Raw genomic sequence first — 14,573 nt, forward strand, 5'->3', positions numbered from 1 at the left:
ATGGAGGCACCCATGGCAGAGGCACGCATCGGGCCATTCGCCCCGGACCGCGAGATCGGCCCCGACCGCGGCAGGCCGGCGCTCCGCGCCCCGGCGACCAGGGCCGAGCCGGCGCGGCGGCCGGCGATCCGTTCTAAGTGGCGCGACGACCCGCCGGAGCCGGGCGACCGGCCGGTGGATGGCGACCATGATTATGAGATGCGGCAGGACCCCATGAGCGAGGCGGACCGGCTGGTGAAGACCGGCGCGTTGCCCAACTGGCGGTTCTGGGCGCTGGTGCTCGGCGGGATGATGATGGTGGGCGCGGCGGCGCTGGTCACGCTCGACTGAGCGGCCCGCCGGGGTGAAGCCTTCCGCCCGGATGGGGGGCGGAAGGCGAATGGGCACTTGGGAGATACGCGGGGGAGGCCGCTTCCGCGCATGGGCGATCGCGGGAGGGGGCCGGGCAGGTCGCGGCTCAGGCGGCCTCAAGCACGCCGCTATGCGCGGTGGCGCGGAGCGCGTCGAGCCAGGTGACTATGGCCCGCCACGCGCGTTCCTGGAGATCCGGGCTGGTGGCGGCCTCGATCTGGTCGACCAGCAGCTCGGAATAGTGGGTCAGGGGATGACGGGCACTGCGCACGACGTCGATGGCGTCGGCCAGCGAGCGGACAACATGGCGCTGTCCGTCGATCCAGATGCTGAGTGAGGTGTGCATCGGAGAGTGCATGGGCGTGTTCGCTTCTCTGTTCATCACAGCCTGTTTGGCATCGGAAGGCGATGCCGGTCTGGAATGGGGGCAGCCGGAGCACGAGACGCACGATTCCGGCCAACCCATCGCCAGAACGCCCGGCGGTGCCGAAGGTTCCAGCGATTGGTGAAAATTATCATCGTACCGCTCATTGCAGGTCAAGCTTGAGTTGAGCTTGCCTCGCGGCGCGATGCGCGGTGTCGGGCGGCCTCGCGGTGGCCCATACCGTTGCGGGGGCGTCCGGCGCTGACCGCGAAGGCGTCGCGCCGGTCCGGGGGTATGGCCCGGGCCGGCACAGCCGGGCTTGAGGCGGATCAATCCGGCAGGCGCCGCGCTGTCGCAGGGCCTGGGGCGGGCCGCCGTCCGTCCATGGCGGGCGAGAGGGGGACCTAGCCCCGGCCGCTGGCGGGGCCGGCTTGCGCGGCCCGCCGGGGATCGGCGGCGAAGATGTCTGAGCCGCCCTGATGCCGGGTGTCGGCCATGGAATGCCTCGTCATGGTGCGGGTGTCGTCCCGCCTCATCAACGCGCCTGGCCGGAGGCTGTTCCGCCCGGCGGGCGGGAAAACCGCTTCGGCACCGGCCGGCGGTAACATCGCCATCTCATTGGCGCTTCAGCGCAATCTTCCGCTCCGGCAAGGCGGGGCAGGGGCGGAGGGGACAAGGCATATGTTCGAAAAAATCGATTGATTGTAGAAAAATAACTCTATTGATTGATGCAAGAAACGGCCGATGCTGGCGGCAGAAGGAAGTCGCATCATGCCCACGCCGCTTACCGCCCCAGACGTCACGCCCCCCGTTCCCCCCGTTCCCCCCGCCTCCACCAATCCGCCGCCGGCCGCCGCCGCGCCCGGCCTGCTCGCCGCCACCGCGCACCTTCTGCCCGGCCTGCTGCTGGCCGGCGGGCTGGTGGCCATCGCCTATGGCCTCAGGGCCACGTTCGACGTCAGCGTGCTCAGCCCGCTGGTGGTCGCCATCTTCCTCGGCATGGCCTTCCACAATGTCATCGGCACGCCCAGGCGCGCCGTGCCGGGGGTGAAGTTCGCCATGCGCCGGGTGCTGCGCGGGGCCATCGTGCTGCTCGGCCTGCAACTGACCTTCACCCAGGTGCGCACGGTGGGGCTCGACGGCATGGCCATCGTGGTGGTGACGCTGGTGGCCACCTTCTTCGTCACCCGCTGGCTCGGCCGCCTGGTCGGCGTGGACCCGCGCCTGTCCGAGCTGATCGCCGCCGGCACCAGCATCTGCGGCGCCTCGGCGGTGATCGCCACCAACACCGTGACCCGCGCCAGCGACGAGGATGTCGCCTATGCGGTGGCCTGCGTCACCGTGTTCGGCTCGCTGTCCATGTTCCTCTATCCGGTGCTGGCCCCGCTCACCGGCTTCGATGCCCATGCCTATGGCCTGTGGGCGGGCTCCTCGATCCACGAGATCGCCCAGGTGGTGGCCGCCGCCTTCCAGGGCGGGCAGGCGGCGGGCGAGTTTGGCACCATCGCCAAGCTCAACCGGGTGATCCTGCTGGCGCCCCTCGTCCTGGCGCTGGGCTTCGCCGCCACCCGCCGGGCGCGCGCCTCGGGCGACGGCCGCCGCGTGGAGGCGCCCCCCGTGCCGTGGTTCATCCTCGGCTTCCTGCTGATGATCGTGGTGAACTCCATCGGCCTGATCCCGCCCGCCGCCACCGGTATCATCGCGCCGGTCACCACCGTGCTGCTGGCCATGGCGCTGGCGGCCATGGGGCTGGAGACCGATGTGCGCAAGCTGAAGGCGCGCGGCTGGCGCCCGCTGGCGCTGGGCACGCTGTCCTGGCTGTTCATCTCGATCCTGAGCTTCGGCCTGATCTGGCTGACGCCCCGGCTGATGGGCTAAAGCCGATGGCCGGGGACGGGAGGCTGGCCCCATGACGCTGGACCAGCTTCGCGTCTTCGTGGCGGTGGCCGAGCATCTGCACATGACCCGCGCCGCCGAGGCGCTGCACATGACGCAATCGGCGGTGAGCGCCTCGGTGGCGGCGCTGGAGCAGTCCTGCGGCCAGCGCCTGTTCGACCGGGTGGGCCGGCATATCGAACTGACCGCCGCCGGCCGCCTGATGCTGGGCGAGGCGCAGGCCATCCTGCGGCGGGTGGCGCAGGCCCGCGACGCGCTCTCCGACCTCGCCGGGCTGGCGCGCGGCACGCTGGCGCTCCAGGCCAGCCAGACCATCGCCAATTACTGGCTGGCGCCGCGCATGCACGGCTTCCACACCGCGCACCCCAACATCCGCCTGGAGGTGGGCATCGGCAACACCACGCAGGTGGCGGCGGCGGTGCGCGACGGGGTGGCTGACATCGGCTTCGTGGAGGGCGAGGTGGAGGAGCCGCTCATCGTCCGCCGCCGGGTGCCGGGGGACGAACTGGTGCTGGTGGTGGCGGCCGATGCGCCGGTCACCGCCGGGGAGGCGCTGAAGGCGGCGGATCTCGCCGGCATGCCCTTCGTGCTGCGCGAGCCGGGCTCGGGCACGCGGCAGATGTTCGAGGCCGCCTGCCGCCGCATGGGGCTGAAGCCGGCGGCGATCCGCGTGGCGTTCGAACTGCCGTCCAACGAGGCGGTGCTGAGCGCGGTGGCCGCCGGGGCGGGGGCCACCGTCATCTCGCGCCTGGTGGCCGAGGCGGGCCTGCGCGCGGGCACGCTCAGGACCCTGCCGCTCAGCCTGCCGCCGCGCAGCTTCTACGTGCTGCACCATGCGGAGCGCGATCGGTCGCGGGCGGCGGAAGCCTTCGTGGACTTCGTCTGCCGCCCGCCGCAGTGACGCGTTCGGCCCGGACCCGTCAGGTCAGGCGAAGGTGACGTCCACCTCGCCCACGCCGGCGACGCCGCCCTTGAGCACGTCGCCCGAAACCAGCGGGCCGACGCCCGAGGGGGTGCCGGCGAAGATCAGGTCGCCGGGCTGGAGGGTGAAGAAGGTGGAGAGGGTGGCGATCATCTCCGGCACCTTCCAGATCATCTGGTTGAGGTCGCCGTCCTGCTTCACCGCGCCGTTCACCGACAGCCAGATGCGGCCGGCGGAGGGGTGGCCGATCTCGGCCGCCGGCACCAGGGCGCTGGCCGGGGCGGATTGCTCATAGGCCTTGGCGATGTCCCACGGCCGGCCGAGCTTCTTCTGCTCCGCCTGGATGTCGCGCCGGGTCAGGTCGATGCCCACGCCATAGCCGAACACGTGGTCGAGCGCGGTTTCCACCGGGATGTCGTCGCCGCCGGTCTTCAGCGCCACGATCATCTCGATCTCGTAATGCACGTCCTTGGAGAGCTTGGGATAGGGGATGGTGGCGCCGCTCGGCACCAGATTGTCCGGGTTCTTCTGGAAGAAGAAGGGCGGCTCGCGGTTCGGATCGTGGCCCATCTCGATGGCATGGTCGGCGAAGTTGCGGCCGACGCAATAGATGCGGTGCACGGGAAACAGCGCGGCGCTGCCCACCACCGGCAAGGTGGCGAGGGTGGGGGCCGGGATGACGAAGCTGGGATTGGCCATGGGGCGCTCCTCGAAGGACGCCCCCGCTTAGAGCAAGTCGCCGGGAAGGTGAAGGCGCCGCACGATCCCGAAGGCGCGAAAACGCCCTTTCCCGGCCGGCAGCGCCCGCCCGGAGCAGGTCCCGGCCGGCGCTGGTCATCGGATCTGCTACTGCGCGGCCACCCCGGTGCCGATGGGGCAGGAGACGCCGGTGCCGCCGAGCCCGCAATAGCCGCCGGGATTCTTCGACAGATACTGCTGGTGGTAGTCCTCGGCGAAATAGAACGGCCCGCCGTCGATGATCTCGGTGGTGATGGGGCCGAAGCCCTTCGCCGCCAGCGCCGCCGCGTAGCCGGCCTTCACCGCCCGCGCCTCGGCCTGCTCCTGCGGGTCGGCCGTATAGATGCCGGAGCGGTACTGCGTGCCCACGTCGTTGCCCTGGCGCATGCCCTGGGTCGGGTCGTGGCTCTCGAAGAACATCTGCACCAGCTCGGCATAGGAGACGACGGCCGGGTCATAGGCCACCAGCACCGCCTCCGTATGGCCGGTGCGGCCGGAGCAGACTTCCTCATAGGTGGGGTTGGGCGTCGGGCCGCCGATATAGCCGACCGCCGTCACCCACACGCCGGGCGTGCGCCAGAAGGCGCGCTCGGCGCCCCAGAAACAGCCGAGCGCGAAGATGGCGGTGCGGAACCCCGGCGGGTACGGGCCCTTCAGCGGGTTCTGGCTGACATGGTGCAGGCGGGCGGTGGGCAGCGCCTCGGGGCGGCCCTTCAGAGCGGTCTCGGCGGTGGGAAGGTCCAGGGGCTTCTTCGACCAGAACATGGTGCGCTCCTTTTCTCGCTGCCAGATATGGGGAGCGGGCCCCGCTTTTGCGAGAGGGCGACCGGGGCGCGGGTCTCAGGCGGCCTCGAACGGCGAGCGTACCGGCACCCGGCCGATGGCGAGGCAGAGCGCGCCGAACAGGCCCAGCAGGAAGAACAGCGGCAGGTTCAGCAGCGGCTGCGCCACCGCGTTCCAGGCGAAGGGCGAGAGGGCGGAAATCCGCGCCTGCGCCATCTCCAGCGAGGCGGGCGAGAGCGAGACCCAGGCCCGCGCCGCCGAGGTGAAGACGATGTCGGTGGCGGCGATGGAGCGCGTTCCGTCCACCACCAGCGCCACGAAGGCGCCGGCCATGAGCCAGAAGCCGGAGAAGCGGAACAGGAAACGGATCATGACGCTCGCTCGGACAGCCGGCGTCGGGCGCGCCGGTGCTTCATCCTTAGAGCGCGATCGGGGGCGGTGGAAGCAAAATCGCCGCTCCGCCGCCGGCAGGCTTCACCTAAGCCATTGATCCCATGCATTTAACCCTTCACCGGCCCGGTTCCGCGCCGCGCCCGGCGGCCGGGGCGTGCGGCGCCGCCGGTATGGGGCGGCCGCCGGCGCCGGCCGCCGCCGGGCGCAGCGGCAATCGGCCATGCCCGCGCCCAAGCTGTTGATCAAACAGGCTTTCTTGCGTCTCCACCGGGCCCGCGCGGGGCCGCCCCGGTGGACGGCGCGCCATCGTGAGGCGCGCGCCACTTGAAGAAGCGGCGACTTCTTGCTTCCATTGCCGCCATGACCACAGGCCTCATCGAGATCCGTCGGGCCAGACCGCAAGATGCCCCATCTGTCGCGGAGATCCACGACGCGGCCTGGCGGACCGCCTATCGCGGCCTCATTCCCGGTGTCGAGCTGGAAAAGATGGTGGAGCGGCGCGGCCCGCAATGGTGGCAGTCGGCCATCCGCCGGGGCAGCCGCATCTCGGTGCTGCTGGTGGGCGACGACGTGGCCGGCTACACCAATTACGGCGGCAACCGCGCCAAGAGCCTGCCCTATGGCGGGGAGATCTACGAGATCTACCTGAAGCCGGTGTACCAGGGGCTGGGCTTCGGCCAGCGCCTGTTCTCCGCCGCGCGGCGCGATCTGGCGCTCGCCGGCCTCAACGGCCTGGTGGTGTGGGCTTTGGCCGAGAATCGTGGCGCCATCGGCTTTTACGAGGCCCTGGGGGGGCAACCCGTCGCAGCCTCCACCGAACGCTTCGGTGGAAAAACCCTGGACAAAACGGCTTTCGGTTGGCAGCGGTAGCGCCGCCGGCACAGACGGCGGTTCCCGAGGGCAGGATCGGGCCGGTTTCCCCCGGCCGCCGCATTCGCCTCTGTCATTAACGCGAGGCCGCCTTGCGCGCCCGAGGTCCCGGCTGGGACCGGGCGGCTTGAGGCGGGCTCCAGGCTGCAAGTGAGCGCTCACATCATGCGTATCGACGCGATCCCGGTCGGCAAGAACCCGCCCCACGAAGTGAATGTGGTGATCGAGGTTCCGATCGGCGGCGAGCCCATCAAGTATGAGATGGACAAGGAATCCGGCGCCCTGTTCGTCGACCGCTTCCTCTATACCGCCATGCGGTATCCCGGAAACTACGGCTTCATCCCGCACACCCTGTCCGGCGACGGCGACCCGTGCGATGTGCTGATCGCCAACACCCGCGCCATCGTGCCCGGCGCGGTGATGTCGGTGCGCCCGGTCGGCGTGCTGCTGATGGAGGACGAGAGCGGCGTCGATGAGAAGATCATCGGCGTGCCCGGCCCCAAGCTCACCAAGCGCTACGAGAAGGTGAAGACCTACACCGACCTCGCCGACATCACGCTGAAGCAGATCGAGCACTTCTTCACCCACTACAAGGATCTGGAGCCCAACAAGTGGGTGAAGATCATCCGCTGGGGCGACGCCGAGGAAGCCCACAAGCTGATCCTCGAAGGCATCGAGCGGGCCAAGGGCAAGGTCTGAGCGCAGACGGGCGCGCCCGCCGCGGCGGGCGCCGCCGATCATTGAACCGGGCCGGCTCACGCCGCGCCCGGTTTTTTGTTGGGCGCGGGGTGCTCTGTCGCGGCGGGGCGCCCCCCGATCACGCGGCGGGCAGGATCGGCGCGCGTTTCACCCTCCCCCGCAAGGGGGAGCGGGCGCGTCGCGAGACGGGGATATGGCTTTGCGCCGGCGGCCGGAACGAACCGGACGGTCGATCGGCCCCGGAGCCGGATCCGATCAGCTTCAAACAACCTGATCGGAGACGCCGTCCCCCACGCTTTGATAGAGAAGGTCTTGCCGTTCGAATGGCGATGCCGTTGGAACGGCACGTGCCCTAGGCGATGGCGCCGAGGCCCGCCGCCAGCCCGCCGATCAGGTCGTTCTCGTCCTCCAGGCCCACCGACAGGCGCAGCAGCCCGTCGCCGATGCCGGCGGCGGCGCGCGCCTCCGCGCCCATGGCCGCATGGGTCATGGTGGCGGGGTGGGCGACGAGGCTCTCCACGCCGCCGAGCGACTCGGCCAGGGTGAACACCTCCACCGCCTCGACGAACTGCCGCACGGCCGCCGGCCCGCCGCGCAGCTCGAAGCTGAGCATGGCGCCGAAGCCGCTCTGCTGGGCGGCGGCGATGGCATGGCCGGGATGGTCGGCGAGACCGGGATAATAGACCGCGCCCACCTGCGGCTGGGCGCGCAGGAAGGTGGCCACGGCCAGCGCGTTGGCCTGCTGCTGGGCGATGCGGACGAACAGCGTGCGCACGCCGCGCAGCGTCATGTAGCTGTCGAACGGCGCGCCGATGGCGCCGGTGACGTTGGCCCAGTGCGCCAAGGCGGCGAGGTCCTGCGCATCGGCGGCGATGACCGCGCCGCCCACCACGTCCGAATGGCCGTTGATGAACTTGGTGGTCGAGTGAACAACAAAGTCGGCGCCGAGCGAGATCGGCTGCTGGAGGGCGGGCGACAGGAAGGTGTTGTCCACCGCCACCTTGGCCCCGGCGGCCTTGGCGCGCGCGGCGATCCTGCGGACATCGACCACCCGCATCAGCGGGTTGCTGGGCGTCTCCACGAACACCAAAGCGGGCGCGCCCGCCAGGGCGGCGGCCATCGCCGCGTCGTCGCCCTGGTCGATGAAGGCGACGTCGAAATGGCCCCGGTCGCGGCGCGCCTCCAGGAGGCGGTAGGTGCCGCCGTAGCAATCGTGCGGGGCGATGACGAGATCGTCCGGCCCGAGCTGGGAGAGCACCAGGTCGACGGCGGCCATGCCCGAGGCGGTGATGACGGCGCCGGCGCCGCCTTCCAGCTTCGCCAGCGTCTCGGCCAGGAGGTCGCGGCTGGGATTGGCGGAGCGCGAATAGTCGTAGCCCTGGGTCTTGTCGTAGCCGGCGAAGGCGAAGGTGCTGGTGAGGTACAGCGGCTGCACCACCGCGCCGAACCGATCGCCCGCCGCAACTCCGTTGGCCGCGGCGATGGTCGCGGGCTGTTTCGCTTTTCCGGTCATGACGTCCCCTGAATGGCTGCTGCCGCAGCTTCGGGCATTCGGCGCCGCGCGGATAGGGCGCAAAGGCCGTCCTGCCCTGCGGAAGCGGCATGCCGGGCGCCGCCGCCCCCGGCGCCAAGCGTGCGGACACCGGCCGGCGGTGCTAAAGGGAGGCGTGCCGCGCCCTGTGGACCAAGGCCACGGGCGCTGTCCGCATCAGGAGGTGCCCGTGACCGAGCTTGCCCGCCAGATCGTCCTCGCCAGCCGGCCGCACGGCCGGCCCGCGCCGGAGAATTTCCGCCTGGAGACGGTGCCCATGCCGGTGCCGGGGGCGGGCGAACTGCTGCTGAAGGTGCGCTATCTCTCGCTCGACCCCTACATGCGCGGGCGCATGAGCGAGGCCAAGTCCTATGCCGCGCCGGTCCCCGTCGGCGGGGTGATGGAGGGCGGCACGGTGGCCGAGGTGGTGGAGAGCCGGCGGCCGGACTTCGCGCCGGGCGACCTCGTGCTGTCCTATTCCGGCTGGCGCAGCCATGCCTTGTCCGACGGCACCGGGCTGGTGAGGCTCGATCCGGCCGAGGCGCCGGTGACGACGGCGCTTGGGGTGCTCGGCATGCCCGGCTTCACCGCTTATGCCGGGCTCAAGATCATCGGCCAGCCCAAGGCGGGCGAGACCGTGGTGGTGGCGGCGGCGAGCGGGCCGGTGGGCTCGGCGGTGGGCCAGATCGCCCGCATCCGCGGCGCCCGCGCGGTCGGCATCGCCGGGGGCGCCAGGAAGTGCGCGCTGCTGCGCGAGGCGTTCGGCTTCGATGTGGCGGTGGACCATCGCTCCCCGACCTTCGCGGCCGACCTGAAGGCCGCCTGCCCGGACGGCGTCGACGTCTATTTCGAGAATGTGGGCGGCGCGGTGTGGGACGCGGTCTGGCCGCTGCTCAACCGTTTCGCCCGGGTGCCGGTGTGCGGGCTGGTGGCCCAGTACAACGCCACCGGCCCGGCGGCGGGGCCGGACCGGCTGCCGCAGCTGATGCGCGACATCCTGACCCGCAGCCTCACCGTGCGCGGCTTCATCCAGCGCGACTTCGCCGCCGCCGAGATGCCCGCCTTCCGGGAGGAGATGGGGCTGTGGGTGGCGGACGGCCGGGTGAGATACCAGGAGGACATCGTCGCCGGGCTGGAGGCGGCGCCCGAGGCGCTGATCGGCCTGCTGGAGGGGCGGAATTTCGGCAAGCTGATCGTCGCCGTCGCCTGAGACGGGCGGCGGGGCGCGCGGCGTGTCGCAAGACACGGTGTCGCAAACGGGGAATTCGCGGTCGAAGCGGTTTTTCCGTGTGCTATCCGCGCAGCGCGGCGGCGGGGGACTGGCGGTAGGCGAGCAGCGCCGGAAGGGTCGCCGCCAGCGCCCCGACCGCGAACACCAGCGCCAGCACCCCGGCATCGGCGGGCGCGAAGACCACCGGCAGGGCGATGCCGCTGGCCCCCTCCAGGGTGCGGGACACCAGCCGGGCGGCCAGGTAGCCGAGCCCCGCCCCGGCCAGCAGCCCGGCCCCGAGCAGCGCCAGCACCTCCAGCCAGACGATGGCGAACACCACCAGCCGGGGCGCCCCGAACGCCCGCAAGGCGCCGATCTGCCGCCGCCGCTGGAGCACGTGGACGACCACCACCAGCAGGATCGCCGCCCCCACAAGTCCTTGCGCGCCAACGGCAATCAGCGCCACCACCTGGCGCGCGTCGCCGAGCGTGGCGTAGAGCCGCGTCAGCACCTCGCCGGGGAAGACCGCCAGGGTATGCTCGCCCCGATAGTCCCGGCGCAGCTTGTAGGCATCGGCGATGGTCCGGGGCTTGACCACGATGGCCGGCAGGCCGGGCGCTGAGGGATCGGCGAAGGCCTCGGGCCGGATCGGCCGGTCGAGATCGGGGGCGAAGTCGCGATGGCGCTGGTGGGCGTCCGATAGGCTGCGGGGCCTGGGTTCCTCCCCATGCCCGGCCGCCTCCGCCTCCTGGCCATGCACCCGCCAGACCGCCTCGATGGGCACCAGAACCGCCCGGTCCCAAGGGGTTCCGGTGGGGGCGAGGCGGCCGACGATCTGGTAGCTGATGCCGCCATGGACCTCCGCCGGCCCCTGGATCTGGCCGTGCATGGGATGGAAGACGGCGCCCATGGCCTTGGGCACGGCGGCGCCGACGACCGCCTCCCCGAGCCGCGCGGACGCGCGCCCCTCGGTCAGGCGGCCGAGCCCGTTCACCAGCGCCTGCGTGGTGCCGACGATGGGGAAGTCATCGACGAAGTCCCCGAACCCGACCGGCGCCGCCCAGGCGACGCGGGGATCGGCCAGGAGCCCCGCCAGCACGCTACCGGGCATCAGCGGCAGCGGCGCGGGCTGGAGGAAGACGGCGGAGAGGATCAATTGCGTCTCGCTGCCCGGCGCCCCGACCACCAGGTCGAAGGCGGCCGCGGCCCGTGCGCTGCCAAGGCGTAGCGCCCGTTCCTGGAGCGTCACCACCACGCCGAGCGCCACCGCCAAAGCGAGGATGAGGGTGACGGCGAGGACGCCGATCCAGTGCCGGCGCAGGTCGGCGGCGATGAAGCGGAACATGCCTCAGGCCCTTTCTGCGCCGGGCGCGAGCCGCCCGCCGTCGAGCCGCAGCACGCGCTCCAGGCGGCCGGTCAGGCGCGGGTCGTGGGTGGCGATGATGAGGGTGGCGCCGGTCTCGCCGGCCAGTTCCAGCAGCAGGTCGGCCACCGCCGCGCCGGCCTCCGCGTCCAGGCTGGCGGTGGGCTCGTCGGCCACCAGGATGCCGGGCCGGGCCAGCAGCGCCCGGGCCACCGCCACCCGCTGCATCTGGCCGCGCGAGAGCGTCTCCACCGGCTGGCGGGGATTGCCGATGCCGACGCGGGCCAGCAGGCGCGCCGCCTCGGCCTTGGTCTCCCCGCCGAGGCGCAGATGCGAGAGGCGCTGCGGCAGCAGCACGTTCTCCACCGCCGAGAGGCCGGGAAACAGGTGGAACTCCTGCATCACCAGCCCCACATGGGCCGCCCGCCAACGGTCGCGGGCACCTTCGGACAAAGCGGAAAGGTCGGTGCCCTGCCAGGATACGGCGCCGTGGCGGGCCCGCTCCAGGCCGGTGAGGATGTTGAGCAGCGTGGTCTTGCCGCAGCCGGACGGGCCGGTCACCGCCACATGCGCGCCGGCGGGCAGATCGAGCGCGGGGATGGCCAGCGCCGGCTGCTCCAGGCCGGGGAAGCGCACCTCCAGGTCGCGGATGGCGAGGCCCGGCACCGCTCAGGCCTTGCGGAAGCTGGCGCGGACGAGGCGCAGCAGGCTGACGAAGCCGGTGGCCGGGTCGGTCCAGGAGCCCACCTCAAGGCGCCCGCGCACCTCGATCAGGGCGTTGGCCTGCTCGAAGGTCTGGGCGCGGTCGAGATAGACCACCACGATATTGTCCGGCCAGTCCGCATCCGAGGAGCAGAAGGGGCAGATGGACATGGGGATTTCGGTGAGCACGAAGAAGTCCGCCTCCGCCTTCAGCGGCGGGGCCATGAAGCCGCGCATGGCGACCTCCTGGCCGGCAAAGCCCTTCACCTTGTCGGAGAACGTGAGGCCGAGCACGCTGACCGTGCCGTAGAGCTCGCCGAAATCCAGCGTCGCCGCGGCAGCCCCGGCCGGCCGGGGCAGGGCCGGCAGCGCCAGCGCGGCCGCGGTGCCCGCCAGCATCCCCCGGCGCGTGATCCCCGCCATCCTCATCCGCCCTGATCCGTGTTCGACCGCAAAAGGCAACGGCTCCGGCCCGCGCCGGAGCCGTATTCAGGCACAAAAAGCCTTATGGCGTCAGTCCTTGGCGGGCGCCAGCGCCATGGCGTCCACCAGCACGCGGTGGACGTCGCTCTCTTCCAGATAGCCCTTGAAGCCCTCGGCGCCGGCGCCGGTGGACTGCAGCACCACGTCGTCCACCGCATGGACGGCGGTGTCGGCGGAGCGGGGCAGGTTGCCTTCGCGGAACACCGCGCCGGGCACGTCCTTATAGGCCTGGTTGGCCACGTATTCCTTCTTCTCGTTCTGCACCGCCGGATCGAACGGGCCGTCCATCTTCGGCCGGAAGGTCTCGTAATAGTCCGGATAGTTGGAGGAGAAGACCGCGAGGCGGCGGGAGACATCCACCTTGTCGGGGAAGCCGTCGCCGTTCTTGTCCTCATAGTTCGGGAAGCCGGCGGCGGCATAGACGCCGACCTTCTCACGCATCTCGGTGCCCGGCTTGTTGTCGTCGATGGTGCCGATGATGGAGATGCCGTGGGTGTGGTCGCCGGTGACCACGATCAGCGTGTCGGGGTGGGCCTTGAGGAATTCGAGGCCGACGCCGATGGCCTGGTCGAACTCGATGGTCTCGAACAGCGCGCGTTCCCAGTCCATGGGATGGGACATCTTGTCGACGGAGGCGCCCTCGACCATCAGGAAGAAGCCGTCCGGATTCTTGGAGAGCTGGCCGAGCGCGGCCTTGGTCATCTCCACGAGGCCCGGCTGGTTCGGGAACTTGGCCACCGTGCCCTTCTTCAGGAACTCGCGGTCCAGCGTCACGTCCATGTTGGCCGGATGGAACAGGCCGAGGATCTTGCCGGTGTTGGTGCCCGCCGCCGTGGCCAGCTCCGCCTTGTCGGTGGCCAGGGTGTAGCCGGCGTCCTTGAACAGCTGGATATAGTCCTTGTCGTCCTTGCGCTTGGAGCCCGGCGTCGTCTTCGGCAGGAAGTAGGCCGAGCCGCCGCCCAGGATCACGTCGGGCTTCACGTCGTAGATCATGCCGACGATCTCGGCCTTGTCGGCGCGGGCGCGGGTGTGGGCCACCACGGCGGCGGGGGTGGCGTCCTCCACCTCGGCGCCGGTGACGATGCCCACGGACTTCTTGGTGAGGCGGCGCACCGCCTCGGCGATGGTCTCCACCTTCGGGTCGTCCAGCGTGTCCTTGGTGCGGTCCACATAGACGCCGAGCGCATTCACCGCCGTCTTGTGGCCGGTCATGTAGGCCGACATGGTGTTGGCGCTGTCGGTGGCGATGGCGTTGGTGGACGAGGTGCCGATGAAGGCCATGTGGTCGAGGCCGTCCATGTTGAGGCGGCCGTTCGCCTTGCCCTCGGTCATGCCCTTGGACATGATCCGCGCGCCCGTCCGGTGGGCCACCGAGAGGCCGTCGCCGAGGAAGAAGATGACGTTCTTCGCCTTGGCGGTGGCCGGGGTCGCATAGACGTCCCAGGTGACGCTCTTCACCTCGTCGCCGGCCTTGGCCTCCACCTTGTAGCTGCCCGGCTTGGCGATGCTGGCGGCGCGCAGCAGGACGGCGGAGGCGTTGACGCCCTCTTCCTTCTCGATGAAGGGGGGCTTCTTGCCGAGCACCGCCTCGGCCGGCTGGCCGTTGATGGTGATCTGCACGTCCTCGGCCTTCACCTGCTTGTCGAACTCGACCTTCAGGTCGAACGGCGAGCCGGCGAGGATGGTTGCGCGGTCGAGCGGATAGATGGTGGCGGCGTCGGCCGCGGAAATGAAAGCGGTGGTCAGCGCCAGGGCTGCAATGAGGCCGCGCATCGCATGTCTCCAAGGGGAATCCTGCGTCCCCGTAGGCCAAGTCGATGTCAGTGCCGTGACACCGCGTGGGCGCGTGCCTGCCACCTGTAGCGCGCAAGATCGAATGTCACCGCGCGCAAGATCGGATGTCACCCCTTTAGCCCCCTGGAAACGGCCAGTGCCGCGTTGACTGTGGGCGGCAGCAGAGCGTGTGTGCTGCTCCTTAACGGGAGACCTCACATGGACCGCACGCTCGCGGCGCTCGGGTTTGGGCTCGGTGGGCCTCAGGGCNTTCAGCGTGCCGCAGCGGCGGCACTTGATTTCGATGGTGCCGGAGATGGCACCCCGGCCGGCGCGGAACAGAAGCGCGCGGCACGATCCACAACGGATGTTCTCCACTTGTTAAGGCCTTGCGGGTTACCAGCCCCTTGGGGGACCGTTCCGCACCGTTCGGTCGCGCGGGTTCTGCTTGGCGGCTTGCCCGCGTTCGGGGCGCTCGCGCCCCGCCCCACCTCA

General features: G+C 70.7%; 16 protein-coding genes and 1 pseudogene. 7 read left to right on the plus strand and 10 right to left on the minus strand.

Features of this window, described 5'->3' with window-relative positions:
* Window positions 1-12: 12 nt before the first annotated feature.
* Window positions 13-330 carry a hypothetical protein gene (locus YU1_RS0120125; RefSeq protein WP_029005614.1) on the plus strand — a complete coding sequence of 106 codons (318 nt, stop codon included), beginning with the start codon at window positions 13-15 and terminating at the stop codon, window positions 328-330.
* Between the two features lie 127 nt (window positions 331-457).
* On the opposite strand, the gene YU1_RS0120130 is transcribed toward YU1_RS0120125, so the two are convergent.
* Window positions 458-709 carry a hypothetical protein gene (locus YU1_RS0120130; RefSeq protein WP_084539995.1) on the minus strand — a complete coding sequence of 84 codons (252 nt, stop codon included), beginning with the start codon at window positions 707-709 and terminating at the stop codon, window positions 458-460.
* Between YU1_RS0120130 and YU1_RS33590 the strand changes: the two genes are divergently transcribed.
* From YU1_RS33590 to YU1_RS0120145, 3 genes are all read left to right on the plus strand, one after another.
* Window positions 708-860, plus strand: coding sequence for a hypothetical protein (locus YU1_RS33590; RefSeq protein ID WP_156922293.1), 153 nt, complete (start codon window positions 708-710; stop codon window positions 858-860). The genes YU1_RS0120130 and YU1_RS33590 overlap by 2 nt on opposite strands.
* Before the next feature lie 626 nt (window positions 861-1,486).
* Window positions 1,487-2,593: a YeiH family protein gene (locus tag YU1_RS0120140; RefSeq protein ID WP_084539996.1), complete on the plus strand. Its 1,107-nt coding sequence runs from the start codon at window positions 1,487-1,489 to the stop codon at window positions 2,591-2,593.
* A 31-nt stretch (window positions 2,594-2,624) separates the two neighbouring features.
* On the plus strand, window positions 2,625-3,512 hold the full coding sequence (locus YU1_RS0120145; protein WP_029005618.1) for a LysR family transcriptional regulator: 888 nt from the start codon (window positions 2,625-2,627) through the stop codon (window positions 3,510-3,512).
* A gap of 24 nt (window positions 3,513-3,536) precedes the next feature.
* Here YU1_RS0120145 and YU1_RS0120150 read toward each other — a convergent pair whose 3' ends face one another.
* The 3 genes from YU1_RS0120150 to YU1_RS0120160 all read right to left on the minus strand — a co-directional run bounded on the left by YU1_RS0120150 (window position 3,537) and on the right by YU1_RS0120160 (window position 5,426).
* Window positions 3,537-4,232 carry a fumarylacetoacetate hydrolase family protein gene (locus tag YU1_RS0120150; RefSeq protein ID WP_029005619.1) on the minus strand — a complete coding sequence of 232 codons (696 nt, stop codon included), beginning with the start codon at window positions 4,230-4,232 and terminating at the stop codon, window positions 3,537-3,539.
* Window positions 4,233-4,379: 147 nt separating this feature from the next.
* Complete coding sequence (gene msrA, locus YU1_RS0120155; protein ID WP_029005620.1) at window positions 4,380-5,036, minus strand: peptide-methionine (S)-S-oxide reductase MsrA; 657 nt, start codon at window positions 5,034-5,036, stop codon at window positions 4,380-4,382.
* Between the two features lie 75 nt (window positions 5,037-5,111).
* The gene (locus YU1_RS0120160; RefSeq protein WP_029005621.1) at window positions 5,112-5,426 is read right to left on the minus strand and encodes a hypothetical protein; all 315 of its coding nucleotides are present in this window, start codon (window positions 5,424-5,426) and stop codon (window positions 5,112-5,114) included.
* Between the two features lie 381 nt (window positions 5,427-5,807).
* Between YU1_RS0120160 and YU1_RS0120165 the strand changes: the two genes are divergently transcribed.
* Entirely contained in the window at window positions 5,808-6,317 is a 510-nt protein-coding gene (locus YU1_RS0120165) for a GNAT family N-acetyltransferase (RefSeq protein ID WP_029005622.1), read from the plus strand.
* A gap of 165 nt (window positions 6,318-6,482) precedes the next feature.
* Window positions 6,483-7,016 carry an inorganic diphosphatase gene (gene ppa / locus YU1_RS0120170; RefSeq protein WP_029005623.1) on the plus strand — a complete coding sequence of 178 codons (534 nt, stop codon included), beginning with the start codon at window positions 6,483-6,485 and terminating at the stop codon, window positions 7,014-7,016.
* A 352-nt stretch (window positions 7,017-7,368) separates the two neighbouring features.
* Here ppa and metB read toward each other — a convergent pair whose 3' ends face one another.
* Window positions 7,369-8,529, minus strand: coding sequence for a cystathionine gamma-synthase (gene metB / locus YU1_RS0120175; protein ID WP_029005624.1), 1,161 nt, complete (start codon window positions 8,527-8,529; stop codon window positions 7,369-7,371).
* A 208-nt stretch (window positions 8,530-8,737) separates the two neighbouring features.
* Between metB and YU1_RS0120180 the strand changes: the two genes are divergently transcribed.
* Window positions 8,738-9,757 (plus strand): NADP-dependent oxidoreductase, encoded by a 1,020-nt coding sequence (locus tag YU1_RS0120180; protein WP_029005625.1) that lies wholly within the window; start codon window positions 8,738-8,740, stop codon window positions 9,755-9,757.
* Between the two features lie 82 nt (window positions 9,758-9,839).
* Here YU1_RS0120180 and YU1_RS0120185 read toward each other — a convergent pair whose 3' ends face one another.
* From YU1_RS0120185 to YU1_RS34920, 5 genes and pseudogenes are all read right to left on the minus strand, one after another.
* The gene (locus YU1_RS0120185) at window positions 9,840-11,102 is read right to left on the minus strand and encodes an FtsX-like permease family protein (RefSeq protein ID WP_029005626.1); all 1,263 of its coding nucleotides are present in this window, start codon (window positions 11,100-11,102) and stop codon (window positions 9,840-9,842) included.
* 3 nt (window positions 11,103-11,105) lie between these two features.
* Window positions 11,106-11,786, minus strand: coding sequence for an ABC transporter ATP-binding protein (locus tag YU1_RS0120190; RefSeq protein ID WP_029005627.1), 681 nt, complete (start codon window positions 11,784-11,786; stop codon window positions 11,106-11,108).
* Window positions 11,787-11,789: 3 nt separating this feature from the next.
* On the minus strand, window positions 11,790-12,251 hold the full coding sequence (locus tag YU1_RS0120195) for a hypothetical protein (protein ID WP_156922295.1): 462 nt from the start codon (window positions 12,249-12,251) through the stop codon (window positions 11,790-11,792).
* Window positions 12,252-12,335: 84 nt separating this feature from the next.
* On the minus strand, window positions 12,336-14,078 hold the full coding sequence (locus YU1_RS0120200) for an alkaline phosphatase (RefSeq protein ID WP_029005629.1): 1,743 nt from the start codon (window positions 14,076-14,078) through the stop codon (window positions 12,336-12,338).
* Window positions 14,079-14,318: 240 nt separating this feature from the next.
* Window positions 14,319-14,456: pseudogene (locus YU1_RS34920) on the minus strand (Com family DNA-binding transcriptional regulator); the annotation flags it as partial.
* Window positions 14,457-14,573 lie beyond the last annotated feature (117 nt).

Origin of the sequence: Azorhizobium doebereinerae UFLA1-100 (assembly GCF_000473085.1) — a bacterium.
GTDB classification, from domain to species: Bacteria; Pseudomonadota; Alphaproteobacteria; order Rhizobiales; family Xanthobacteraceae; genus Azorhizobium; species Azorhizobium doebereinerae.